This is a genomic window from Yersinia similis (assembly GCF_001053095.1).
Classification (GTDB): Bacteria; Pseudomonadota; Gammaproteobacteria; order Enterobacterales; family Enterobacteriaceae; genus Yersinia; species Yersinia similis.
The window spans coordinates 77311-103753 of sequence record NZ_CGBP01000004.1 but is presented as its reverse complement, the minus strand read 5'-3'; the positions used below and the strand labels follow the sequence as shown (position 1 = coordinate 103753).

Sequence of the window (26443 nt, the reverse complement as noted above, 5' to 3'; positions counted from 1 at the left end):
TATGTCGCAAGCTGCCTTAAATGCGCGAGAGCGTGCGGCGGAGAAAAATGCAGCCCGGCGCAGTAATGGGAGCCAATTGGCAGGGGTAATTTTTCTGCTGATGGTCCTGGGGACAATACTCTGGGGGGGCTGGGTCGTTATTGGTTGGATGAAAGATGCCAGCCGGCTACCACTTTCGAAACTTGTGGTAACCGGTGAGCGCCATTACACCACTAATGACGATATTCGGCAGGCGATTCTGGCATTGGGCGCACCAGGTACTTTTATGACGCAGGATGTGAATATCATCCAGCAGCAGATTGAACGGTTACCTTGGATCCAGCAGGTCAGTGTCCGCAAGCAGTGGCCGGATGAACTTAAAATCCACCTGGTGGAGTACGTGCCCTTCGCCCGTTGGAATGACTTGCATATGATTGATGAGCAGGGGCGATCATTTAGCGTGCCTTCTGAGCGAATGGGTAAGCTGGTATTGCCGCTACTGTATGGTCCTGAAGGCAGTGAGCGGGATGTTCTGGAAGGTTATCGAGCAATAAATAAGGTGTTAGCGGCCAATAAATATCAGCTAAAAATGGTGGCGATGAGTGCCAGGCATTCTTGGCAGTTGGCTTTAGATAATGATGTTCGGCTGGAGCTGGGGCGGAGTGACCGAATGGGGCGTCTGCAACGTTTCATCGAGTTATATCCGATGTTGCAACAGCAGCCAGATAAACGGGTCAGTTATATTGATTTGCGTTATGACACCGGGGCTTCAGTAGGTTGGGCGCCGGTTTTTATCGACAATCAGGGTGGAGAACCACCGATTAATGGCCAGCAGAACAGTAATCCGTAACAAAATCAGGCACAGGCAAAACAACAATGATCAAGTCGACGGACAGAAAACTGGTAGTAGGTCTCGAGATCGGAACGGCAAAGGTCTCCGCATTGGTAGGGGAAGTTCTGCCTGATGGCATGGTCAATATTATTGGGGTAGGCAGTTGCCCATCCCGTGGCATGGATAAAGGGGGCGTTAACGACCTTGAATCGGTAGTGAAATGCGTTCAGCGCGCTATCGATCAAGCTGAGTTAATGGCGGATTGCCAAATTTCCTCTGTTTATCTGGCATTATCGGGTAAACACATCAGTTGCCAGAATGAGATAGGGATGGTTCCTATTTCAGAAGAAGAAGTTACTCAGGAAGATGTTGAGAACGTAGTGCATACCGCGAAGTCAGTACGTGTACGTGATGAACATCGTATCCTGCACGTCATTCCGCAGGAGTATGCCATCGATTATCAGGAAGGCATCAAGAATCCTGTTGGGCTTTCTGGCGTGCGGATGCAAGCCAAAGTGCACCTGATTACCTGCCATAACGATATGGCAAAAAATATTGTTAAAGCGGTGGAACGTTGTGGCCTAAAAGTGGACCAACTGATCTTTGCCGGTTTAGCCGCAAGTTATGCCGTCTTGACCGAAGATGAGCGTGAGCTGGGTGTCTGTGTTGTCGACATCGGCGGTGGCACCATGGATATGGCGGTTTATACCGGTGGGGCGTTACGGCACACCAAAGTGATCCCCTACGCCGGGAATGTGGTTACCAGTGATATTGCTTATGCCTTCGGTACACCGCCAACAGATGCGGAAGCGATTAAAGTTCGACACGGCTGTGCGCTCGGGTCGATAGTCAGCAAGGACGAAAGTGTTGAAGTGCCAAGTGTTGGCGGACGGCCTCCTCGTAGTTTGCAAAGACAAACACTCGCTGAGGTTATTGAACCACGCTACACCGAATTGCTGAATTTGGTTAATGACGAGATTTTACAACTGCAGGAGCAACTACGTCAGCAAGGCGTAAAGCACCATCTGGCGGCAGGTATTGTGCTAACCGGTGGCGCTGCACAAATTGATGGTTTAGCTGAATGTGCACAACGGGTGTTCCATGCCCAGGTCCGAATTGGTCAGCCACTTAATATCACCGGGCTGACGGATTATGCGCAAGAGCCTTATTACTCCACTGCTGTTGGGTTATTGCATTACGGTAAAGAATCTCATCTCAGTGGTGAGTCAGAAGTAGAAAAACGTGCCTCAGTGGGCAATTGGTTCAAACGTATCAATAGCTGGCTGAGAAAAGAGTTTTAATGTTTCAACAAAGAGATCAAGCTGAACTTATTTTTTTGATCTCGAAGCGACAGGCACAAAACGGAGAGAAACTATGTTTGAACCTATGGAACTAACCAATGACGCGGTGATTAAAGTCATCGGCGTCGGTGGTGGCGGTGGTAATGCCGTCGAACACATGGTGCGCGAGCGCATTGAAGGTGTTGAATTCTTCGCCGTTAATACAGACGCTCAGGCGCTACGTAAGACGGCTGTTGGCCAAACCATCCAAATCGGTAGCGGTATTACCAAAGGTTTGGGGGCTGGCGCGAACCCTGAAGTGGGCCGCAATTCAGCAGAAGAAGACCGTGAAGCTCTGCGTGCAGCACTTGACGGTGCAGATATGGTCTTTATCGCAGCTGGCATGGGTGGTGGTACCGGTACTGGTGCAGCACCTGTTGTTGCTGAAGTTGCGAAAGAGCTGGGTATTCTGACAGTTGCTGTGGTTACCAAGCCTTTTAATTTTGAAGGCAAGAAACGCATGGCATTTGCTGAGCAGGGTATTGCTGAATTGTCCAAGCATGTGGACTCACTGATCACTATCCCGAACGATAAGCTATTGAAAGTTCTGGGACGTGGTATCTCCTTACTGGATGCATTCGGTGCAGCGAATGACGTGCTGAAAGGTGCGGTTCAGGGGATCGCGGAACTGATTACCCGCCCTGGTCTGATGAACGTCGACTTCGCGGATGTGCGCACAGTTATGTCCGAAATGGGTTATGCCATGATGGGCTCAGGTGTGGCTTGCGGTGAAGACCGTGCGGAAGAAGCAGCAGAAATGGCTATCTCCAGTCCGTTGCTGGAAGATATTGACCTGTCTGGTGCCCGTGGCGTGCTGGTTAACATCACGGCGGGTTTCGACTTACGTTTGGATGAATTCGAGACCGTGGGTAACACTATCCGTGCTTTCGCGTCTGACAATGCAACCGTGGTTATCGGTACATCATTAGACCCGGAAATGAACGACGAACTGCGGGTGACAGTGGTTGCGACCGGTATCGGCATGGATAAACGTCCAGAAATCACACTGGTGACTAACAAGAAAACCCAGCCTGTGATGGACCACCGTTACCAGCAGCATGGCATGTCACCTTTACCTCAGGAAGTTAAACCTGCGGCTAAAGTGGTCAATGATACTACTGCTCAAACCAATAAAGAGCCCGATTATTTGGACATCCCGGCGTTTTTGCGCAAGCAAGCCGATTAATTTCCGAATATTTGGAATCTCCGCTCTTTGTGCTAAACTGTCCCACCGATCTTGTTATAAGCTTGGTCGGTAGGATGGATAACATTGCGAGATAAAATGATGATCAAACAAAGGACTTTAAAACGTATTGTTCAGGCGACTGGTGTCGGTTTGCACACCGGTAAAAAAGTCACGCTGACAATGCGACCCGCGCCGGCTAATACCGGGGTCATCTATCGTCGCACTGACTTGAATCCACCGGTTGATTTTCCGGCAGATGCAAAATCCGTGCGTGATACCATGCTCTGTACTTGCCTGGTCAATGAGCATGACGTGCGTATTTCTACTGTTGAACATCTCAACGCTGCTTTGGCAGGGTTAGGGATTGATAACATTATTATTGAAGTTAACGCCCCTGAAGTACCGATCATGGACGGCAGCGCCAGCCCATTCGTGTACTTGTTGCTGGATGCCGGTATTGAAGAGTTAAACTCAGCGAAGAAATTTCTGCGTTTGAAAGAGACAGTACGGGTTGAAGATGGTGATAAATGGGCTGAATTGTCTCCATTCAATGGATTCCGTTTGGACTTTACCATTGATTTTAATCACCCGGCGATTGACTCAAGTACACAGCGTTATTGCTTAGATTTCTCGGCCGATTCTTTCGTCCGCCAAATCAGCCGTGCGCGTACTTTTGGTTTCATGCGTGATATCGAATATCTGCAGTCCCGCGGTTTGTGCCTGGGCGGTAGTTTCGATTGTGCCATCGTGGTAGATGATTACCGCGTATTAAATGAAGATGGCCTGCGTTTTGAAGATGAGTTTGTTCGTCACAAAATGCTGGACGCTATTGGCGACCTGTTTATGTGCGGCCACAATATTATTGGCGCATTTACTGCGTACAAATCTGGTCATGCCTTAAATAACAAGTTGTTGCAGGCTGTTCTAGCGAAGCAAGAAGCTTGGGAATTTGTGACGTTCCAAGATGAAGCCGAAATGCCTTTGGCATTCAAAGCTCCGTCGACAGTATTGGCTTACTAAGTATACTTACACCCAAAGTTATTGGAGTTGAAGTAATTGAAGTTGTAGCCAGGCAGCAAACGAACAGATCCCACTGAGCTGATGTAAATTAGTGATTCGGGTGAATGGAATAGCTACCGCATCATTGATGCAAACAGGGCTGCAACTTCAAGTAAGAAAGGTAGGCTACTTATCACGCTTGGTTGCGTTGGCACCCTCTCCGGCCAACGCAGCCAGTCGTTCCAATATCACTTTCAGTTTTTCAGGGCTACGGCTCGCTAATCCTCTTAGTTCCTTAGCACTTTCCAAACTTAAATGACGTACTGGCGGTGATTTTACAAGATCTTGCGGCGATTTTGCGGCATCTTGTGTCACGTTATGGCCTTTCGCCATTAACGATGGATTAATCCTGATGTCGATTGAAGACAATGATGGTAGAATTTGCGCTCGTAGTGCGGATAGCAACGCGGGTTGTTCGTAGCGTAAGCGCATCAACCAACTGGCATTCGCTGTCTCTAGCACTAAAACACTCTGTCGATAGTTTGCGACACGGCACCACGGCTGTAATTGTGAAGGGAGTAATCCTTTTACTGCACGGTTAAGTTTTAACAGTGCAGTCGCGCGTTGTTGTACGTTATGTAGCGGTCCGTTTTCTGCTGCAACCGCATCATCGAACAGAACATCTAATAATTGTGGGCGGTTTTCACGCATTGACAAGGCTCCGGCGGATTTTAAACTCGTGATCGGTATTCTAAATCGTTGGCGACAATTTGGCAGACGTTATTTCTGGCCGCATCTCCTGTTGGGGATGGTCGCGGCGAGTCTTGGTGTGCCATCAAATCTGTCTGGCGTTCCAGACCATGCGGCATTAGCGAACACATCATCCAGCCAAAGTCGTCAGAATCATGGTACGACAAACTTCAACAGTTTGGCACTGTTGCATGATATACACCGTCGCCCCTCATTCAGTGTAGATTACTGGCAACAGCATGCACTGCGCACGGTCATCCGTCATCTCTCTTTTGCTCTGGCACCACAAGCGGCATATGCACGCGTGCAAGAAGTGATAGAAGTAGAACGGGTTGCACCATCAAAAATTCAGCAACTCGCGTTACTGGATACGCTAAATGCACTACTGACACATGAATTTAAGCCACCGGCCATTATTCGCTATACAGAACAGGTTAAACGGCCTGTTCTTTCGCCATATAAACCCGGGCTCTGGCTTGCACAAGTGCAAGGCATTCGTGCCGGTCCTGCCAACTTAAGCTAATTATTCTCTTGGTTTATCCCAATTTTATACAACCTTTGGCCGCCGGTTTGGTGGTCTTGTAAGAGATATTAAGAATCATGCTAATCAAATTATTAACCAAAGTTTTTGGTAGCCGTAACGATCGTACTCTGCGCCGCATGCAAAAAGTGGTTGATGTCATCAACCGTATGGAACCTGATATTGAAAAACTGACAGACACCGAATTGCGCGCTAAAACGGATGAGTTCCGTGAGCGTTTGGCGAAAGGTGAAGTGTTGGAAAACTTAATTCCTGAAGCCTTTGCGGTCGTTCGTGAAGCGAGTAAGCGAGTATTCGGTATGCGTCACTTCGACGTGCAGCTGCTGGGCGGGATGGTCCTGAATGAGCGTTGTATCGCAGAAATGCGCACAGGTGAAGGTAAAACCTTGACTGCAACCCTACCAGCTTACCTGAATGCGTTGAGTGGTCGTGGTGTGCACGTGGTTACCGTCAACGACTATTTGGCTCAGCGTGACGCCGAAAATAACCGCCCATTGTTTGAGTTTTTGGGGCTGAGTATTGGTATCAATTTACCGAATATGACTGCGCCAGCCAAACGTGCAGCTTATGCCGCTGATATCACTTACGGTACTAACAACGAATTCGGTTTCGACTATTTGCGCGATAATATGGCGTTCAGTCCTGAAGAGCGTGTGCAGCGTAAACTTCACTATGCGTTAGTAGATGAAGTCGACTCCATCCTGATTGATGAAGCTCGGACCCCGCTGATTATCTCCGGCCCAGCCGAAGACAGTTCCGAAATGTATATTCGGGTTAACAAACTGATTCCAAAACTGATTCGTCAGGAAAAAGAAGACTCGGACAGCTTCCAGGGGGAAGGTCACTTCTCGGTAGATGAGAAGTCACGTCAGGTTCATTTGACTGAGCGTGGTCTGATTCTGATTGAACAGATGTTGGTTGAAGCGGACATCATGGATGAAGGCGAATCGCTGTATTCCCCTGCTAACATTATGTTGATGCACCATGTCACAGCAGCTTTGCGTGCTCACGTACTGTTTACCCGTGACGTTGACTATATCGTGAAAGACGGTGAAGTTATTATTGTTGACGAACACACCGGTCGTACGATGCAAGGTCGCCGCTGGTCTGATGGTTTACATCAGGCGGTTGAAGCGAAGGAAGGCGTGGAAATCCAGAATGAAAACCAGACACTGGCTTCTATCACTTTCCAGAACTATTTCCGTATCTATGAAAAACTGGCTGGGATGACGGGTACCGCGGATACCGAAGCATTTGAATTCAGCTCAATTTACAAGTTGGATACGATTGTCGTTCCTACTAACCGTCCTATGATCCGTAAGGATTTGGCCGACCTGGTCTATATGACCGAGCAGGAAAAGATCGGCGCGATTATCGAGGATATCCGCGAACGTACAGCGAATGGCCAGCCAGTGTTGGTCGGGACCATCTCGATTGAAAAATCCGAGGTTGTTTCTGCTGAGTTAACCAAAGCCGGTATTGAACACAAAGTGTTGAACGCTAAATTCCACGCCATGGAAGCAGATATTGTTTCTCAAGCTGGTCAGCCAGGCGCGGTAACCATCGCCACAAACATGGCGGGTCGTGGTACTGACATTGTGCTCGGTGGGAGTTGGCAGAGCGAGATTGCTTCGCTGGAAGATCCAACTGAAGATCAAATTGCGGCAATTAAAGCCGCCTGGCAGATTCGCCATGATGCAGTATTGGCATCGGGCGGTTTACATATCATTGGTACCGAGCGCCATGAGTCACGCCGTATCGATAACCAGTTACGTGGCCGTGCGGGTCGTCAGGGTGATGCGGGTTCTTCACGCTTCTACCTGTCAATGGAAGATGCCTTGATGCGTATTTTTGCCTCTGACCGTGTGTCTGGCATGATGCGTAAATTGGGTATGAAGCCAGGTGAGGCGATTGAGCATCCATGGGTGACCAAGGCCATTGCTAACGCACAACGTAAAGTTGAAAGCCGCAACTTTGATATTCGTAAGCAACTACTTGAATATGATGACGTAGCAAATGATCAGCGTCGGGCGATCTACAGTCAGCGTAATGAACTGTTGGATGTGTCTGATGTCAGCGAAACCATCAATAGTATTCGCGAGGATGTCTTCAAAACCACCATTGACAGCTACATTCCAACCCAGTCACTGGAGGAAATGTGGGATATCGAGGGCCTGGAACAGCGCCTGAAAAATGATTTTGACTTAGATATGCCGATTGCTAAATGGCTGGAAGATGAGCCGCAACTGCATGAGGAAACCTTGCGTGAACGTATTCTTCAGCAAGCTATTGAGACTTATCAACGCAAAGAGGAAGTTGTTGGCATTGATATGATGCGTAACTTCGAGAAAGGCGTGATGCTGCAAACACTCGATTCCTTATGGAAAGAGCATTTGGCTGCAATGGATTACCTGCGTCAGGGTATCCATTTACGTGGTTATGCGCAGAAAGATCCTAAGCAGGAATATAAGCGTGAATCTTTCGCCATGTTCGCCGCAATGCTGGAATCACTGAAATATGAAGTGATTAGCGTTCTGAGCAAAGTACAAGTGCGGATGCCGGAAGAGGTCGAAGCGCTGGAAGTGCAGCGCCGCGAAGAAGCCGAGCGTTTGGCTAGACAGCAGCAACTGAGCCATCAGACTGACAACAGTGCATTGATGTCAGAAGAAGAGGTAAAAGTTGCTAACAGCCTTGAGCGTAAAGTGGGGCGTAATGATCCATGCCCATGTGGTTCGGGTAAGAAATATAAACAGTGTCATGGCCGCTTGCAGTAATACTTGCGCTAACCTGTAATATAGATAACGAGGGCGGCTAATACCGCCCTTTATTTTAAGTTTTTTTCGTTAATAAGTCGGTCATTGAAGCGCCCTGACCAGGAGAAAAAATGAAACACTTACAAATTGCTGTTGGGATCATTCGGAACCCGAAACAGGAAATTTTTATCACTCAGCGTGCTGCTGACTCACATATGGCTGGCTTTTGGGAGTTCCCCGGCGGCAAGATTGAGCAGGGTGAAACACCCGAAATTGCATTAAAACGTGAATTGCTGGAAGAAACGGGAATTGTGGTACAGCAGGCGACTTTATTAAAAGTGCTGGAACATACTTTTAGTGATCGAATCGTCACATTGCACTTCTATTGGGTAGAGGTGTGGGATGGTGAACCCTTTGGCCGTGAAGGGCAGCCTATGCGCTGGGTATTGCAATCGGAACTACGAATTGACGAATTCCCTCCCGCTAATGCCGCAATTATTGAATTATTAACAAAATAAATGATTAACTGCATAGCGCCGCTGTACCTGCTTTATTTTAATGGAGCAAGACGTTGTCTGCTCCATTTTTTAAGAAACAATAACGCTTAAGACACATCTCGGTTAAAGACATATTACCGTTAAAAATAGACAGCGGTTAATGCTTGAGAGGATCTTCCTCGCTCCATTCGTCACTGTCAGACAGCTCTGTATCGCTAGAGATCCGTTTTTCTTCGTCTGCCCACTCACCTAAATCAATAAGCTGGCAGCGCTTGCAACAAAAAGGGCGAAAAGGGCTTTGTTCACCCCAGATAACGACTTTTCCACAGGTGGGGCAGTTAACCTGTATTTGTTCTGATTCCATGTTCTCTCCTAAAATCTATCGATACCCTTCATCTTTCAAGTAGTAGATGTATTGGCGGTTCCCGTTCACCCGTATTATTTGCTGATGTCAATGATGCGGGATTCACTCCTTTGCAGCCTTCCTACGCCTTGAAATCTATTGGGTATCACACTTATTACAAAATCAGCAGCAGGCTAATTCAAACGATAAACGGGCCGGAACGGTACCATTTTCACTATCAAGCGCTAAAAAGCGAATGGCATACCGTGTTTTATGGCCGGAAATCTGTGGATACAGTTGTGGATCGAGCGGTAGACGTAATCTGAGCAGATCAGCCCCCCCAGCATTATCCTGAAAGAAACCATTTAAACTTATCTGGCTACGTAAAGGGCATGACTGGCGAATTAAGTCCAAAATGATCGTCAGTGACTGGTGAAGAGGGGCCAGACTCGCTAGCAATTTATTGATGTGCAGGTCTCGTTGTTCTGGCGGTTGATGTAACCAGACATGTAACGTCGGTAAATCAAAACTACAACATCCTCCAGGGATACTCAGACGCTGGCGGATCACACTGATCAAGCGATCTTCTTTTAGTGATTGCCCGATACGCGGGGCTGACATTAATATGGCGGCACGGCTTTTTAGCTGATTGCGAAGAGAGTCTACCAATGACACGTCAACACCGGGTATATCAGCCCATTGCTGTAGTTTTTGCTGTTGGCGCTCAAGTTCTTTTAACAGATCAGTACGGACTTCACCGCGTTCAAGTACATCAATTAAATCCGATGCGGTACGGAAAAAGGTTAATGCATTGGCAATATTATCTAATGAGCGGTGGCTTTCTAGCTGTTGTAATAAAAACTCCATTCTTAGCCAAGTGCGCATTTTTTCATTGAGCGGATGTTCAAAAAGTATTGTTGAGGTAAGGTCACTCATTGATGTAGATCCTGTTGGGCCGCAGTTGCCAATTTTAAGTACCGTTGGTGTAGTGAGGCAACATGTTGGGCGAGCATTAACGGGTCGCCGCTATTGTCAATAATGTCATCAGCACAGGCCAAGCGTTGTTGCCGCGAAACCTGTGAAGCCAAAATATTTTCTGCCTGTTGGCGTGTAATACCATCTCTCGCCATGGTCCGTGCGAGCTGTATGTCTGGTGTTACGTCGACTACTAACACACGATCTGCCCGGTGATGTAAACCATTTTCAACCAGTAGAGGTACAACCCAAAGGGCATAAGGTTGATCAATACCGGCTAATTGGCGTTGCGTTTCCTGCTGAATAAGGGGGTGTAACAGTGAATTTAACCATGCTTTTTCCTGTTGCTCACTGAAAATTTTTTGTCGCAATGTCGCTCTATCTAATGAGCCATCTTGCTGCAAAATATTTTCACCATAACGGGATACAATGGCCGCTAGTGCAGATGTCCCTGGTTCAACAACCTGACGAGCAATAATATCAGCATCAACCAACGGCACACCGAAATTGGCGAATGTATTTGCTACCGTACTTTTTCCACTGCCGATCCCACCGGTAAGAGCCACAATATAGGTCATTTATTCGCCTTGTTTACTGCCATTGGGTGCTCGAATTGTATCTGAAAGCTTGGGCGAAGGCATAGGCAAGGTATGCATTCTATCTGTGTGGCGCAGTAAAATAAGCGGAGAAAACTCACGGATAAGAGCGTGGTTAGTCATATTCAGGTAATTTGTGGGATTGTAGCGCAAATAAAGGTTAATTCGCAGTCTTGCCGAAGAATTATTCATGCGTATGATAGCTCCACTGGGATGGCGTGTTTTACGCCCGATCACATTTTGCGATCTATCGCCAATAACCAGGGAATAATAAGTCATGCGCATTGAAGAAGGTTTGAAATTAGGCTTTAAGGATGTGTTAATCCGTCCGAAACGTTCAACGCTGAAAAGCCGTTCTGAAGTTGCTCTGGAACGTCAGTTTACTTTCAAACATTCAGGTTGGAATTGGTCCGGTGTTCCTATCATAGCCGCTAATATGGATACCGTTGGTACCTTCCGCATGGCTGAGGTTTTGGCTTCATTTGATATTCTTACCGCTGTTCATAAGCATTACACTCTCGAACAATGGGCAGAGTTCGTTAAGCGTTCTCCAGAATCAGTGTTACGCCATGTCATGGTATCAACTGGCACTTCTTCTGCTGATTTCGACAAAATGAAACAAATTTTGGCGTTATCACCATCATTAAAATTTATCTGTATTGATGTCGCGAACGGCTACTCAGAACACTTTGTTTCTTTCCTGCAAAGAGCGCGTGACGCTTGTCCTGATAAAGTTATTTGTGCGGGTAATGTCGTGACGGGCGAAATGGTAGAGGAACTGATCCTCTCTGGTGCTGATATTGTTAAAGTCGGTATTGGCCCTGGTTCTGTTTGTACCACTCGAGTTAAGACCGGCGTTGGTTACCCACAACTGTCTGCTGTCATTGAGTGCGCTGATGCTGCTCATGGACTTGGGGGACAAATTGTCAGCGATGGCGGTTGTTCTGTTCCAGGTGATGTGGCTAAAGCTTTTGGTGGTGGTGCCGATTTCGTGATGCTAGGTGGCATGTTGGCAGGCCATGATGAGTGTGAAGGGCGCGTTGTCGAAGAGAATGGCGAGAAGTTCATGCTATTTTACGGTATGAGTTCTGAATCTGCGATGAAACGTCATGTCGGTGGTGTTGCACAATACCGTGCGGCAGAAGGTAAAACGGTTAAGTTGCCACTGCGTGGTTCAGTCGATAATACCGTGCGTGACATCATGGGAGGCCTACGTTCTGCATGTACTTATGTGGGCGCTTCACATCTGAAAGAATTAACGAAACGCACAACGTTTATCCGCGTAGCAGAACAAGAAAACCGTGTATTTGGCACTGATTGATGTGGGTTATTACGGCATGATAATTTGCTGGTAATAGCGTCATCATGATACCTGAGCGCTGAGTGACAGGGTACCAACGCAATTCAATATAGGATTGCATGGTAGATAAGGGACTAATTTGTGCCCTTATCTACTGGTCAGGCGATGAGCCGTTTTATTATCGAGTTCGGTGACCGTATTGACGGTCACCTTTAAATTAATATGGTGGCAGTTACACCGAATTATTTATAGGGTCCAGACGAACCCGTCTCAGATCATTATTCCAGGCCGTTGTATGTGTCTGTATTCCATAGACAATTTTTATTTATCTGCTCTACATCCTCCCCCTTAGCCTGTTATATCCACCATGCCCAGCATATCCACCATGTCTGTAATGAGGTTATCCGATAACATCGCCCAACTGGAATATGGGTAAATACATAGCGATTACTAGTACACCTACAATACTGCCAATAATAAGCATCAGAAGTGGCTCTAGCATTTGAGTGACGTTGTCTGCCAAATTCTGAGTTTGTTGCTGATGCCAACAGGCCAACTTTTCCAGCAACACATCCAGTGAACCTGATTCTTCACCAACCCTAATGAGTTGCTGACAAATGGCGGGAAATAAAGGATGTTGAGCAAGAGTGGTATACAGCGGTATACCTTGGCTAATCTGTTTTTGAATACACCTTAAGGCTTGCTGATAATTGTAATTGTGAATGGATCGGGCTGCTGCATCTAATCCGGCCGATAAGGGCAGCCCCGCTTGTTGCGTGATGGCTAACGTTTGAAAAATTTGGCTAAGGCAGCTACCACGGATTAATGTTGAGACCAAGGGAATGCTTAATAGAATGGTCTGTTCCCATTGTTGCCAACGGGCTTTTTTTCGTAATGTATAGAAATACCCAATACACAGTACCGCTATTATCAGCGCCAGATAGGGGCCATAAAAAGTGAGAAAGGTTGATAGCCACAGCAAGCTCGCAGTTAGCCCCGGCAGAGGGGTATCAAACGATTGATATATTTGTGCAAATTCGGGTAACACCATGACTAACATAATGATACTGACTACCAATGCGACGATGCAGACTACAACGGGGTATTTCAGCGCTTTTATGACTTTTTTGTGTAAATTTTGCTGCCGCTCCTGATGGTGTACTAATTGAATACAACATTGCTCAAGATTACCAGTAAGCTCCCCGACGGCAATCACTGGAGGATATAGTCGGGGAAATGCGTGTGGATACAGCTCCATCACTTCCGATAGTGACTGGCCTTGTGCAACTTGCTGACTTATTTCATCTAATAGGCAACGCCATGCTGAGTCATCTGCCTCTTTTGCCAATAACTGTAAACTGTTGACCAACGGTAAACCTGCTTGCAATAAAGTTGCTAATTGGCGGGTCATTGCCACTAACCGTTCCCCTTGCCAGTAGCGTGCAGATAGCCGCCTTCCCCCTTTCACTCCTAGAGGCTGTAAACCATGCTGGATGATATGTTCATAGACACTGTTTCTCTCAGTTGCTAGTAGCATACCCGTCTGTAGCTCCCCTGTTTTGTTTAGAGCTGTCCAATTGAATAAACGATGGTAGCTCAAGAGGTGGCCTCTGTTTCTGCTACGAAGCCCACAACACGATTAATTTCACTAAGGGTAGTGATGCCTTTCTCGATTAAAGCTAAACCTGCGCAGAGTAAGGCTGTTTGTTCTTGTTTCTGGGCAATTTGTACCAGTTTTGCAGGGCTGGCATTATTGAGTAAGGCCTGCTGAATCTGCGGTGTTACATTCAGCATTTCATAAACGCCTGTTCGGCCATAATACCCAGCACAACAGTGCTCACAACCTACAGCTAGATAGTGTTGGATCGGACCAGACCTTATGTGACCTGGTGGAAAAAAGGGGTGAGATGCAGCCTGACGGCAATGTAAGCATAGGCGGCGCACCAAACGTTGAGCAACGACGAGTTTTAGACTTGATGCGATTAAATGGCGTTCTATTCCCATTTGCGTCATGCGTATTAGCGTTTCTGCTGTTGAGTTAGTGTGCAGCGTCGATAGGACCAGATGCCCTGTTTGGGCCGCGTTAACTGCGATACTGGCGGTTTCATTATCACGAATTTCGCCAACCATAATGACATCTGGATCCTGACGTAGGATGGCTCGTAGTACTCGAGAAAAATCCAGACCGATCTTGCTGTTTACCTGGGTTTGGTTAATGCCATCAACGGGGATCTCAATAGGATCTTCGACGCTACAGATGTTTCTTTGTGTCTGATTCAGCCGCGCTAAACTGCAGTATAGCGTAATGGTTTTTCCACTACCTGTGGGGCCAGTGACCAGAATCAACCCTTGCGGTACTGATAATGCCTGCGTTAATTGTTTCAGTGCCGCATCCGTCATCCCCAACTTTTCCAACGTGGTTTGCTGCTGTATTTGAAGAATACGCAACACCACTTTTTCACCATATTGCGTAGGGAGGGTCGCTATACGCATTGAATAGCGTGAATCACCAAAGGGTAAGGTTAGTTGACCATCTTGTGGTAATCGTCGTTCAGCAATATTTAATTTCGCCATGACTTTCAGGCAACTGCTAATCCGAGCTGCCCATTCTGCCTCGGGTGGGGTAAATTCATGCAAGACACCATCAATTCTTAAACGAACACGATAGTGGTGTTGATAAGGCTCAAAATGGATATCTGAAGCGCGTTTTTGAATGGCTAGACTTAGCGTCTGCGTTATGAATTGAATGACAGGTATGTCACTCTCATTATCAAACAAAGTATCATCTATTGGCTGTTGCTGATTGTGCGGTTTTAGTCGTGACGGATCACCTCCTTTTGGGGATAAAGAAGTGCTATTTAGCCCGTTGTTAACACTACTATTTAGGTTGTTTTTCGTCGTACTCCCCAAATACAATGATTGTTCAATCTTGGCTTCGGGCCAATATTCCACTCTTACTTGACGGCCACATGTGAAACGCAGCGCGGTCAATAATGCTTCATCAACGGTCTGGGCTGATGCTATCAAAAGGCTTTTACCATCAAGTGTGAGTGCAACTGCCCGATAACGCCGACAGAGAAGGTGTAATTCATCACTAATTGTCTCAAATGAGGACATCATAAATTCAGCCATTTGATGGGTCCTTATCATTAAAGCGGAATACCATTTTACAGCTATCAGTCATGGCACTATCTGTTGCCGTACACGTTCTGGTCCAGATTAAATTTCCATTGCTGTTTCGGGTTGGTGATATTGCCAATGTCAGGCCAGTAAGTGTGTGTTGTCCGCTTAATGTAATAACACCTTTGGCAATATTTATTGCATTGATATAACGCGATATTTGCCCTGCTGGGATTCCATTACTGCCTGCGTTGCAGCTATCAAGGTTAGATTGCTCGAGAGCGCAAAGCTCTACTGCCATCTTGTAGGGGACAATGGCTTGTAGCATGTCGGTGAGTGCTGCTTTTTGGATATAACGCTGATACGAGGGAATTCCAATACCACTGAGGACCGCGATGATAGCAATCGCAACCATCAGTTCAATTAATGTAAAACCTTTCTGTAATGTTAAACCCTGATGTTTAGTCATTTTACCCCTCCATGTGTTTTAGCAACTGGAGGTAGGGTGCCGTTTTTTAATTCATATCAACAGGGGCTTTGCGCTGAATTGCGGGACGTATTGACGGATATTTAGGTTGTTACAATGACGTGACAGATAACTTCGGCGGTACTCGCAAAACAGGATATTGACCTGATAATAATTGCTATCCGCCGAAGATAGTTTGGTAGGGTTACTGGAAACGCATTGAGAGGTCTAACGCTGTTATGTGCTTGGTAAGCGCTCCTACTGAGATGAAGTCAATGCCGGTTTCAGCGTAACTGCGTAACGTTTCTAAAGTGACATTACCCGAGACCTCCAATTGTGCACTGCCTTGAGTCTTAGCCTGTTCATCGCGCATTTTGACGGCATCACGCATCATTGGAATGGTAAAGTTATCTAACATAATGATGTCTGCACCTGCTTCCAGTGCTTGCTGTAATTCATCGAGGGATTCAACTTCAACCTCAATAGGGACATCGGCATGTATCCAAAAGGCTTTGGCGACGGCTTCTTTAATCGAACCGGCCGCAATAATATGATTCTCTTTAATAAGGAAGGCGTCAGATAGACCGAGCCGATGGTTATTACCACCACCACAGAGGACGGCATATTTTAATGCAGTACGCAGGCCTGGTAGTGTCTTGCGGGTATCGAGTAGTTGTGTCTTCAGCCCAGCGAGTTGTACAACATAGCGGCTGACTTCGGTGGCCACCCCTGATAGCGTTTGCAGGAAGTTAAGTGCGGTGCGCTCACCTGTCAGCAGAATGCGAGCAGGCCCGGTCAAATGGCAAAGTGTTTGATTGGCTGTCAGTTTATCGCCATCTGTAACCAGCCACTGAATTGAGGTTTGTGCACCCAGTTGAATAAAGACTTCATTCAACCAGCGTTGTCCACAAAAGATACCGGCTTCACGGGTAATAATCGTGGCGGTAGCCTGTTTATCTGCGGGGAGTAATTGTGCGGTGAGATCACGATCTGCATTGACCTCCCCGCCTAGGTCTTCACTCAGTGCCTGAGCAACAGTCGCAGGTATATCACTTTGAATTCGTTCCAATAGCGCTACGCGGCGGCTGTTGGAATTGTAGCGGCGGGGCGGCATATAAACTCCGAAATGGCGAATAGACAATCGTCTAAACATGCTACCCTGTTGCAGGCTGAAGTGCTATCAAAGAGCCGCTCAAAGTGAACGATCAGGATGACTGGAGTAAATGATGCTACTGGAAAACGGCTGGATTGTCGGGGTTAAACAGGTGCTTTCCCCCCATTTTGATCAGCGGCCAGAGGGCGAAACGCCCTCTCTGCTGGTGATTCATAGTATCAGTCTACCGCCCAGTGAGTTTGGTGGCCCCTATATCGATCAGCTCTTCACCGGGACACTCAATGCCGATGAGCATCCCTATTTTGCTGATATTGTACATTTACGCGTCTCGGCCCATTGTTTGATTCGCCGTGATGGTGAAATCATTCAGTATATTCCGTTTGATAAACGGGCCAGGCATGCAGGTGTTTCAGTATTTTCTGGGCGTGAGCGATGTAACGATTTTTCTATTGGGATCGAGCTGGAAGGGACAGATGTGTTACCGTTTACTCCCGTGCAATATCAACGGCTGACTGAGATCAGTGCAGTTTTATTTGCCCACTATCCAATAACGGTAGAGCGGGTGACTGGTCACAGTGATATCGCACCAGGGCGTAAAACAGATCCAGGGCCAGCCTTTGATTGGTTTTTTTATCAACAAAGTTTAGCTAAGTTGCTTGTATGATCAGGTTGTCGGTGGCATCACATAGCCAGTGTAATTGCATGATCTATTTAACTATATGATCTATTTAACTACATACTCTGTACAACCATATAATCTCTGTAACTCAGTAAAGTTAATGCAGTCTTATTATCAGGCAGGTATTTATCGCTAGGGGATAGATCCATCCCGAATGCTGTCTGGTTCTGTCATTCATGAATGCCATAGGGTATATGCCCTGTCTCAGGATAGGTTCAATCGAAGGGAGAATAAGAACTAATGACATTGTTTACGCTGTTACTGGTGCTGGCATGGGAGCGCTTGTTTAAACTGGGCGAACATTGGCAGTTAGATCACCGCCTTGAAGTTGTATTTGCCCGCTTGCAGCGATTTTCCTTGATACAAACCATTTTGTTAACTGTCCTATGGATGGTGCTGGTTTGGGGGATTTTGCAATTAGTGCAAAATATTTTGTTTGGCTTCCCACTATTATTGCTTTGGATCCTGATTTGCCTAATGTGTATTGGGGCGGGGGGGATTCGTAGGCACTACCGTGCATATTTGAAAGCTGCTCGCCAAGGCGATATGCATGCTACAGATAAAATGGCAGAGGAACTCGCGCTAATTCATGGTTTGCCGATAGAAAGTGGTGAGAAGGACCGTCTGCAATCTTTGCAAAATGCCTTGCTGTGGATTAACTTTCGCTACTATTTAGCCCCTATTTTCTGGCTTATTGTGTGTGGCAGCTATGGCCCTGTAGCGTTGGCTGGTTATGCCATATTACGAGGATATCAAACGTGGTTAGCACGCCATCACACGCCTTTAGAGCGTTCTCAAACGGGTATTGACGGTATCCTGCATTGGCTGGATTGGGTTCCTGTGCGGTTAGTCGGCGTTGCCTATGCTTTGTTGGGGCATGGTGAAAGGGCTATGCCCGCTTGGCTTGCTTCATTGGGCGATTTCCACTCTCAGCAATATCAGGTGCTGACGCGGCTTGCTCAGTATTCTTTGGCACGAGAACCGCATTTAGATCCGGTGCAGACACCCCGCGCAGCGGTGTCTTTAGCCCGAAAAGTTACATTGACGATCATTGTCGTCGTCGCATTACTGACGATTTACGGCGCACTGGTTTAATACGCTAATGGATTCCGATGCTTGGGGATTATTGTGCCCAATAATTGGTTACCCCAATAATTGGGCGTCTCAGCGTACCCATGCTCTCTGCCTCGGGCACTTTGTCAATAACCTCAGGCCAGCACTTAGTGCTGGCCTTGATAAGGCTAACTAGCGGGTTTCCAAGGAAACGGGCTATTCTTTACTTGGTTACTTGGTTACTTGGTTACTTGGTTACTTTCCTACTGCCAGTGCTCTGCTGCTGGGTCTGATTCTTCAGAATATAACCAATCGCTAGGACGACTACCCAGGCAGGAATAAGTAGTACTGAAATCCGGATGTCGGGTGTCAGAAACATGATCACTAAGATGCCAGCCAAAAACAATAAGCACAGACAGTTACCGAACGGATACCAAAATGCTTTGAATTGTGGGGTTACGCCCTGGCGGTTTTTCGCCGCACGGAATTTAAGATGTGCCAGGCTAATCATCGCCCAGTTGATCACTAAAGCTGATACCACTAATGCCATCAGCAATTCAAAGGCACGGCCAGGTAACAGGTAGTTAATCAGTACACAGAAAGCGGTAGCAAACGCAGAAACAGCAATCGCAATGACTGGAACACCTCGCCCATCCACTTTCAACAGGATTTTCGGGCCGTTACCTTGTTTAGCTAAACCAAACAGCATGCGGCTGTTACAGTAAACGCAGCTGTTGTAGACCGAAAGTGCAGCCGTCAGTACGACAATATTTAAGACAGTGGCGACTGCATTACTGTCCAGTGCATCGAAAATCAATACGAATGGGCTGCCGCCTTCGACCACTTTTCCCCATGGGTAGAGTGATAATAATATTGCCAGAGAACCTATATAAAACAGAAGGATACGGTAGATAACCTGATTGGTTGCTTTTGGAATGCTTTTGGCGGGGTCTTCTGCTTCTGCTGCGGTGATACCCACTAATTCAAGGCCACCGAAAGAGAACATAATGACTGCCATTGCCATCACCAGACCCATGATGCCATTCGGGAAGAAACCGCCTTGGGCCCATAAGTTGGTTACCGTGGCTTCTGGGCCACCCCGGCCACTAATGAGCAGGTAACCGCCAAATAAAATCATCGCAATAATCGCGACCACTTTAATGATGGCAAACCAAAATTCCATCTCACCATAGACTTTTACGTTAGCCAGATTGATGGCGTTGATGGCCAAGAAGAAGATAGCGGCGGAGACCCAGGTTGGGATCTCTGGCCACCAATATTGCACATAGATACCCACGGCGGTCAGCTCGGCCATCGCCACTAACACATAAAGTACCCAGTAGTTCCAGCCAGAAGCAAAACCGGCAAAATTTCCCCAATATTTATACGCAAAGTGACTAAAGGAACCGGCTACAGGCTCCTCGACCACCATTTCTCCTAGCTGGCGCATAATCAGGAACGCAATAAAACCACCAATTGCATACCCCAGTAAAACCGAAGGACCAGCCATTTTGATGGTTTGCGCTATGCCGAGGAAGAGTCCGGTACCAATTGCACCACCTAGGGCAATAAGCTGAATATGGCGGTTTTTAAGCCCCCGTTTTAGCTCAGCATCCTCTTGTTGAACACTCATCAATTGCATCCTCTGTCGTTGTGACTACTCGCGGGCTTAATCTTAGCCTTTTGCTATACCCTTCATTTTTGACGTTACAGAGGCGCTAGCTACATTCACTTGGACCACTTACCGTCACTTGAACCACTTACCATTACTCGAATCGCTTGCCGGAGTAAACTTATCGGAATCCATTTGATTGTTGCTTGCTTACAACGCCAGTGATTTTGGGTAGTTATGTAATTTTTTTATTACATCCATTGTATTTTTTTCTTTACGATAATCCTGTTGTGAATTTTATTCACAGGCTACCGTTTGAGAGAGAATAGTGGTATGAAAAATTTTTTGCATCTGCTTTCTTTTTTAGTTGTCTAATTTTTGAGCAGAATGGCAATAAATATATTGATACGTGATCAAACTGATATTTTGGAAAAAATCTTATAGTGAGGAAAAAGAGTCATGCTGGTGCGCTGATGAAAGAAAAAGTAGATATGACGTTCATTTAGTTAAATGTGAATTTAAATTCAAAAAATATGAATTTAAATTTAATAATTAAATAACTATAACGCTTCAGCTTGCCTAATTATACGTTTTATCAAGGTTAATATTCGGTAGCGTCAGGTAATGGTATTACCACCGGTACGTTATCACTTTGCTCTGCTTTATTCATAAAGTTGTTAAAATGTGCTGGGTTTCATGATTTCGGTCAAGGTCCGTATGGACAGCTAGTGAATACTTTGTTACTTTATCGTCACGTTTTTTAAATTGGTATTACCAATTGACTCCGCGCCACCCGCAGAGACGATTCACTCAATACGGCTTACACCAAATATGGCCTACAACAAAATACGTCAACCCAAACTATCAGATGTAATCGAGCAGCAGCTCGAATACTTGATCTTGGAAGGGACGCTGCGTCCGGGTGAAAAGTTACTGCCTGAACGTGAGTTGGCGAAGCAATTTGATGTTTCCCGACCTTCTTTGAGAGAAGCCATTCAGCGATTAGAAGCTAAAGGCTTACTGTTGCGTCGTCAGGGAGGGGGTACCTTCGTTCAGACCAATCTGTGGCAAAGTTTTAGCGATCCGCTAGCTGAACTGTTGGCAGACCATCCAGAAGCACAATTCGACCTGCTTGAAACCCGTCATGCCCTCGAAGGTATTGCTGCCTACTACGCAGCACTGCGTGGCACTGATGAAGATCTGCAACGTATCCGTGAGTGCCATACTGTCATCCAGCAAGCGCAGGATAACGGTGATTTGGATGCTGAAGCCGATGCGGTGATGCAGTATCAAGTGGCGGTCACAGAGGCCGCACATAATGTGGTCTTGCTGCATTTACTCCGTTGTATGGGGCCAATGCTGGAGCAAAACGTCAGACAAAACTTTGAATTGCTCTACTTGCGCCGCGAAATGTTGGCCACTGTGAGCAGTCACCGAGCCAGGATTTTCGAGGCGATTGTGGCACGTGAACCAGAAAAAGCACGAGAAGCATCGCACCGTCACTTGGCGTTTATTGAGGAGATTCTGTTGGATCTTAGCCGGGAGCACAGTCGCCGTGAGCGATCTTTGCGCCGGCTCCAACAGCGCAAGGAGTAGAAACGAATCATTCGGGTTGCGCCTCTGCAAGACCTCAATAACTCGTTTTGGATTCTCATTTGAGAATTATTAGCGGCAACTAAACTGATGGGCCTATCTTTCTGTTCTTCACCAGGGCGTGTGCTTTAGCCTTGTGTTAAAGCATTAGAAGATGGACTCCAAATAAACCATTAGAAATAAATAAGGAATACCACCATGTCAGAACGTTTAAATAATGACGTGGATCCGATCGAAACCCGCGACTGGCTACAGGCGATCGAATCGGTCATCCGTGAAGAGGGTGTTGAGCGTGCTCAGTATCTGATTGATCAGGTCTTGGGCGAAGCCCGTAAAGGTGGCGTGAGTGTTGCTGCAGGTTCTGCAAACCGTGATTACATCAACACCATCGCAGTAGAAGACGAACCCGCTTACCCTGGCAATCTGGATCTGGAGCGTCGTATTCGTTCTGCTATCCGTTGGAATGCGGTGATGATGGTGTTGCGTGCATCTAAGAAAGACCTGGATTTGGGGGGCCACATGGCGTCCTTCCAGTCTTCTGCTACATTCTACGAGGTTTGCTTCAACCACTTCTTCCGTGCCCGTAACCAAAAAGATGGTGGCGATCTGGTTTACTTCCAGGGCCACATTTCTCCAGGTGTTTACGCGCGCGCCTTCCTGGAAGGCCGTTTGACTGAAGATCAAATGAATAACTTCCGTCAGGAAGTTCACGGTAAAGGTCTGTCTTCATACCCGCATCCAAAACTGATGCCTGAATTCTGGCAGTTCCCAACAGTATCTATGGGGCTGGGTCCAATCAGTGCAATTTATCAGGCCAAATTCCTGAAATACCTCTCGCACCGTGGTCTGAAAGACACTTCAGCACAGACTGTTTACGCCTTCTTGGGTGACGGTGAGATGGATGAGCCGGAATCCAAAGGTGCGATCACCATCGCGACCCGTGAAAAATTGGATAACCTGGTCTTCGTTATTAACTGTAACTTGCAGCGCCTTGATGGCCCGGTTACTGGTAACGGTAAAATCATTAATGAGCTGGAAGGTATCTTCAATGGTGCTGGCTGGCAGGTTCTGAAAGTCATTTGGGGTGGTCGTTGGGATGAACTGCTGCGTAAAGATACCAGCGGCAAACTGATCCAATTGATGAACGAAACGCTGGATGGTGACTACCAGACGTTTAAATCTAAAGACGGCGCCTATGTGCGTGAACACTTCTTTGGCCGCTTCCCAGAAACGGCTGCATTAGTGAAAGACATGACTGACGATGAGATCTGGTCTCTGAACCGGGGTGGTCATGATCCGAAGAAAGTCTTTGCTGCACTGAAAAAAGCGCAAGAAACTCAAGGTAAACCAACGGTTATCCTGGCCCATACCATTAAAGGTTACGGCATGGGTGAAACGGCTGAAGGTAAAAATATTGCTCACCAGGTGAAGAAAATGAACATGGATGGGGTTCGCCACTTCCGTGATCGTTTCAATGTGCCAGTTGCCGATGCTGAAATCGAAAACCTGCCATACATCACCTTCGAGAAAGACTCTGAAGAGTATAAATATCTGCACGAACGTCGTCAGGCGCTGGAAGGCTATGTGCCAACCCGTATGCCTAAATTCACCGAGAAGCTGGAAATCCCTGCATTGTCAGATTTCAGCTCCTTGTTGGAAGAGCAGAATAAAGAGATCTCTACCACTATCGCCTTCGTGCGTGTGCTGAACGTGATGCTGAAGAACAAGTCGATCAAAGATCGCATTGTTCCAATCATCGCTGATGAAGCCCGCACCTTCGGTATGGAAGGTCTGTTCCGTCAAATTGGTATTTACAGCCCGAATGGTCAGCAGTACACCCCACAAGACCGTGAACAGGTTGCTTACTACAAAGAAGACGAGAAGGGCCAGATCCTGCAAGAAGGGATTAATGAACTGGGTGCTGCCTCTTCATGGTTGGCTGCTGCGACTTCATACAGCACCAACGATCTGCCAATGATCCCATTCTACATCTACTACTCAATGTTCGGTTTCCAACGTATTGGCGATCTGTGCTGGGCGGCGGGTGACCAACAAGCTCGTGGCTTCTTGATCGGTGGTACTTCAGGTCGTACAACCCTGAATGGCGAAGGCCTGCAACATGAAGACGGTCATAGCCATATTCAGTCACTGACTATCCCGAACTGTATCTCTTACGATCCGGCCTATGCTTACGAAGTCGCCGTCATCATGCATGACGGTCTGGAGCGTATGTATGGTGAAGCGCAGGAAAACGTTTATTACTACCTGACCACGCTTAACGAAAACTATCACATGCCAGCTATGCCACAGGGCGCAGAAGAAGGTATCCGTAAAGGTATCTACAAACTGGAAACTGTTGAAGGTAGCAAAGGCAAAGTGCAGCTGATGAGCTCTGGTGCTATCTTGCGTCACGTTCGCGAAGCGGCTCAGATTCTGGCTAAAGACTACGGCGTAGGTTCTGATGTGTACAGTGTGACCTCCTTCACTGAACTGGCCCGTGACGGTCAGGATTGTGAGCGTTGGAACATGCTGCACCCGACAGAAACACCACGTGTTCCTTATGTGGCTCAGGTAATGAATGATGCCCCTGCTGTTGCATCTACTGACTACATGAAGTTGTTTGCTGAACAAATTCGTAACTTTATTCCTGCCAGCGAGTTCCGTGTACTGGGCACTGACGGTTTTGGCCGTTCTGACAGCCGTGAGAACCTGCGTCACCACTTCGAAGTTGATTCTTCTTATGTTGTGGTTGCTGCTCTGGGTGAATTGGCGAAACGCGGTGACATCGACACCAGTGTAGTTGCAGAAGCAATTACTAAGTTTGGTATCGACGCTGATAAAGTTAACCCGCGTCTGGCATAAGAGGTAGAGAATAATGTCTATAGAAATTAATGTACCAGACATCGGTGCAGATGAAGTGGAAGTCACCGAAATTATGGTGAAAGTGGGCGATACTGTTGAAGTGGAACAGTCGCTAATCACCGTTGAAGGCGATAAAGCTTCCATGGAAGTTCCTTCACCGCAGGCGGGCGTGGTTAAAGAGATCAAAATTGCGGTTGGCGATAAAGTGGCTACCGGTTCTCTGATCATGGTCTTCGAAGCAACGGGTGCCGCTGCGGCACCGATTAAAGCAGACGAAAAACCGGCAGCACCTGCTCCGGCAGCCTCTGCTGCGAAAAATGTTGAAGTGCCAGATATCGGTGATGACGAAGTTGAAGTTACTGAAGTGATGGTGAAAGTTGGCGATAAAGTTGACGCTGAACAATCACTGATTACGGTTGAAGGCGACAAAGCGTCGATGGAAGTGCCCGCACCGTTTGCTGGGATCGTGAAAGAAATCAAAATCAGTACTGGCGACAAAGTGAAAACCGGTTCTCTGATTATGGTCTTCGAAGTTGAAGGTGCCGCGCCAGCACCAACAGTGGAAGCGGCTCCGGCTCAACAAGCCGCACCTGTCGCGCCAGTGCCAGCCGCCGCACCAGCCGCCAAAGCAGAAAGCAAAGGCGAGTTTGCCGAGAATGACGCTTACGTGCATGCAACGCCGGTTATCCGTCGTCTGGCGCGTGAGTTCGGTGTCAACCTGGCGAAGGTGAAAGGGACGGGTCGTAAGGGCCGTATCCTGCGCGAAGACATCCAAGCTTACGTAAAAGATGCAGTGAAACGTGCCGAAGCTGCACCTGCAGCGGCTGGTGGCGGCCTGCCGGGCATGTTGCCTTGGCCGAAAGTTGATTTCAGTAAATTTGGTGAAATCGAAGAAGTCGAATTAGGCCGTATCCAGAAAATTTCTGGTGCGAACCTGAGCCGTAACTGGGTCATGATCCCACATGTGACGCAATTCGATGAAGCGGATATCACTGAAGTTGAAGCCTTCCGTAAGCAACAGAACATCGAAGCTGAGAAGAAGAAACAAGACCTGAAAATCACCCCGCTGGTGTTCCTGATGAAGGCCGCCGCTAAAGCGCTGGAAGAATTCCCACGCTTTAACAGCTCCATTTCCGAAGATGGTCAGAAACTGACGCTGAAGAAATACATCAATATCGGTGTGGCGGTTGATACACCTAACGGCTTGGTGGTTCCAGTATTCCGTGACGTCAACAAAAAGGGGATTGTCGAGTTGTCTCGTGAGCTATCTGTCATCTCTAAGAAAGCACGTGATGGCAAGCTGACGGCATCTGACATGCAAGGCGGCTGTTTCACTATCTCCAGTCTGGGCGGTATCGGCGGTACGGCATTTACGCCAATCGTCAATGCGCCAGAAGTGGCTATCTTGGGTGTATCAAAATCATCCATGAAACCTGTCTGGAATGGTAAAGAGTTTGCTCCACGCCTGATGTTACCGCTGTCTCTGTCCTTCGATCACCGTGTGATTGATGGCGCAGCAGGTGCACGCTTCACCGCGTATATCGCTACCATTATGGCTGATATTCGCCGTCTGGTGATGTAATCGCCAAGGCCGGCTTCGTGCCGGCCTTGTTGTTACTGCTCTTGTTATTGCTGATTTTGTTATTACTGATCACCGATAGAGAAAAGACACTTATAAACCGACTTTGTCTGGCTGTTACATTAGTCGACAAGGTTGTTGAGACACTGGTCACGCGATGCGGCTTTTCAGTTTATTAACAATTCTGTAAACTGCCCACGAGTCAGTTCCCGGTATAAGAGCGTCCCGGTGGATGAGGGCGTTATGAAATTGATTCGCCTAAAAAATGATGTCA

At 47.2% G+C, this 26443-nt stretch carries 23 protein-coding genes; 13 read left to right on the top strand and 10 right to left on the bottom strand.

The features are described 5' to 3' along the window. Position 1: 1 nt before the first annotated feature. The 4 genes from ftsQ (at position 2) to lpxC (ending at position 4357) form a co-directional block, all read left to right on the top strand. Positions 2-829, top strand: a complete 828-nt coding sequence (gene ftsQ, locus AC971_RS04805; protein ID WP_025382598.1) for a cell division protein FtsQ — start codon at positions 2-4, stop codon at positions 827-829. Between the two features lie 26 nt (positions 830-855). Then, positions 856-2112, top strand: a complete 1257-nt coding sequence (ftsA, locus tag AC971_RS04800) for a cell division protein FtsA (protein WP_002210431.1) — start codon at positions 856-858, stop codon at positions 2110-2112. 73 nt (positions 2113-2185) lie between these two features. After that, positions 2186-3337 (top strand): cell division protein FtsZ, encoded by a 1152-nt coding sequence (gene ftsZ / locus AC971_RS04795; RefSeq protein ID WP_002210430.1) that lies wholly within the window; start codon positions 2186-2188, stop codon positions 3335-3337. 99 nt (positions 3338-3436) lie between these two features. Continuing rightward, entirely contained in the window at positions 3437-4357 is a 921-nt protein-coding gene (lpxC, locus tag AC971_RS04790; protein WP_002228285.1) for a UDP-3-O-acyl-N-acetylglucosamine deacetylase, read from the top strand. A 165-nt stretch (positions 4358-4522) separates the two neighbouring features. Here the strand turns inward: lpxC and AC971_RS04785 are convergent, their stop codons facing one another. Then, positions 4523-5047 (bottom strand): DUF721 domain-containing protein, encoded by a 525-nt coding sequence (locus tag AC971_RS04785; RefSeq protein ID WP_025382599.1) that lies wholly within the window; start codon positions 5045-5047, stop codon positions 4523-4525. Between the two features lie 28 nt (positions 5048-5075). Between AC971_RS04785 and secM the strand changes: the two genes are divergently transcribed. The 3 genes from secM (at position 5076) to mutT (ending at position 8898) form a co-directional block, all read left to right on the top strand. Further along, complete coding sequence (secM, locus tag AC971_RS04780; RefSeq protein WP_025382600.1) at positions 5076-5609, top strand: secA translation cis-regulator SecM; 534 nt, start codon at positions 5076-5078, stop codon at positions 5607-5609. 77 nt (positions 5610-5686) lie between these two features. Then, the gene (gene secA, locus AC971_RS04775) at positions 5687-8401 is read left to right on the top strand and encodes a preprotein translocase subunit SecA (RefSeq protein ID WP_025382601.1); all 2715 of its coding nucleotides are present in this window, start codon (positions 5687-5689) and stop codon (positions 8399-8401) included. A 110-nt stretch (positions 8402-8511) separates the two neighbouring features. Continuing rightward, the gene (gene mutT, locus AC971_RS04770; protein WP_025382602.1) at positions 8512-8898 is read left to right on the top strand and encodes an 8-oxo-dGTP diphosphatase MutT; all 387 of its coding nucleotides are present in this window, start codon (positions 8512-8514) and stop codon (positions 8896-8898) included. A gap of 136 nt (positions 8899-9034) precedes the next feature. Here mutT and yacG read toward each other — a convergent pair whose 3' ends face one another. From yacG to AC971_RS25030, 4 genes are all read right to left on the bottom strand, one after another. After that, positions 9035-9241, bottom strand: a complete 207-nt coding sequence (gene yacG, locus AC971_RS04765) for a DNA gyrase inhibitor YacG (protein ID WP_025382603.1) — start codon at positions 9239-9241, stop codon at positions 9035-9037. A gap of 162 nt (positions 9242-9403) precedes the next feature. Next, the gene (gene zapD, locus AC971_RS04760; protein ID WP_025382604.1) at positions 9404-10156 is read right to left on the bottom strand and encodes a cell division protein ZapD; all 753 of its coding nucleotides are present in this window, start codon (positions 10154-10156) and stop codon (positions 9404-9406) included. Further along, positions 10153-10773, bottom strand: a complete 621-nt coding sequence (gene coaE / locus AC971_RS04755; RefSeq protein ID WP_025382605.1) for a dephospho-CoA kinase — start codon at positions 10771-10773, stop codon at positions 10153-10155. The genes zapD and coaE overlap by 4 nt, the downstream gene beginning before the upstream one ends. Beyond that, positions 10774-10983 (bottom strand): hypothetical protein, encoded by a 210-nt coding sequence (locus AC971_RS25030; protein WP_038402127.1) that lies wholly within the window; start codon positions 10981-10983, stop codon positions 10774-10776. A gap of 85 nt (positions 10984-11068) precedes the next feature. On the opposite strand from AC971_RS25030, the gene AC971_RS04750 reads away from it, so the two are divergent. Further along, a complete protein-coding gene (locus tag AC971_RS04750; RefSeq protein WP_025382606.1) occupies positions 11069-12112 on the top strand; it encodes a GMP reductase in 1044 nt (347 codons plus the stop codon). A 379-nt stretch (positions 12113-12491) separates the two neighbouring features. On the opposite strand, the gene hofC is transcribed toward AC971_RS04750, so the two are convergent. The 4 genes from hofC to nadC form a co-directional block, all read right to left on the bottom strand. Then, on the bottom strand, positions 12492-13691 hold the full coding sequence (gene hofC / locus AC971_RS04745; RefSeq protein WP_025382607.1) for a protein transport protein HofC: 1200 nt from the start codon (positions 13689-13691) through the stop codon (positions 12492-12494). Further along, on the bottom strand, positions 13688-15223 hold the full coding sequence (gspE, locus tag AC971_RS04740; protein WP_025382608.1) for a type II secretion system protein GspE: 1536 nt from the start codon (positions 15221-15223) through the stop codon (positions 13688-13690). Before gspE ends, hofC begins: the two co-directional genes overlap by 4 nt. Beyond that, entirely contained in the window at positions 15216-15680 is a 465-nt protein-coding gene (gene ppdD / locus AC971_RS04735) for a prepilin peptidase-dependent pilin (RefSeq protein WP_025382609.1), read from the bottom strand. The genes gspE and ppdD overlap by 8 nt, the downstream gene beginning before the upstream one ends. A gap of 202 nt (positions 15681-15882) precedes the next feature. Continuing rightward, positions 15883-16791 (bottom strand): carboxylating nicotinate-nucleotide diphosphorylase, encoded by a 909-nt coding sequence (gene nadC / locus AC971_RS04730; protein ID WP_025382610.1) that lies wholly within the window; start codon positions 16789-16791, stop codon positions 15883-15885. A 112-nt stretch (positions 16792-16903) separates the two neighbouring features. Between nadC and ampD the strand changes: the two genes are divergently transcribed. After that, positions 16904-17455, top strand: a complete 552-nt coding sequence (gene ampD / locus AC971_RS04725; RefSeq protein WP_025382611.1) for a 1,6-anhydro-N-acetylmuramyl-L-alanine amidase AmpD — start codon at positions 16904-16906, stop codon at positions 17453-17455. 255 nt (positions 17456-17710) lie between these two features. After that, positions 17711-18565, top strand: a complete 855-nt coding sequence (gene ampE / locus AC971_RS04720) for a beta-lactamase regulator AmpE (protein ID WP_025382612.1) — start codon at positions 17711-17713, stop codon at positions 18563-18565. Positions 18566-18770: 205 nt separating this feature from the next. On the opposite strand, the gene AC971_RS04715 is transcribed toward ampE, so the two are convergent. Then, entirely contained in the window at positions 18771-20156 is a 1386-nt protein-coding gene (locus AC971_RS04715; RefSeq protein ID WP_025382613.1) for an amino acid permease, read from the bottom strand. 810 nt (positions 20157-20966) lie between these two features. On the opposite strand from AC971_RS04715, the gene pdhR reads away from it, so the two are divergent. The 3 genes from pdhR (at position 20967) to aceF (ending at position 26172) form a co-directional block, all read left to right on the top strand. After that, positions 20967-21731 (top strand): pyruvate dehydrogenase complex transcriptional repressor PdhR, encoded by a 765-nt coding sequence (pdhR, locus tag AC971_RS04710; RefSeq protein WP_025382614.1) that lies wholly within the window; start codon positions 20967-20969, stop codon positions 21729-21731. Between the two features lie 195 nt (positions 21732-21926). Then, positions 21927-24590, top strand: coding sequence for a pyruvate dehydrogenase (acetyl-transferring), homodimeric type (gene aceE, locus AC971_RS04705; protein ID WP_025382615.1), 2664 nt, complete (start codon positions 21927-21929; stop codon positions 24588-24590). A gap of 13 nt (positions 24591-24603) precedes the next feature. Then, on the top strand, positions 24604-26172 hold the full coding sequence (gene aceF / locus AC971_RS04700) for a pyruvate dehydrogenase complex dihydrolipoyllysine-residue acetyltransferase (protein WP_025382616.1): 1569 nt from the start codon (positions 24604-24606) through the stop codon (positions 26170-26172). Positions 26173-26443 lie beyond the last annotated feature (271 nt).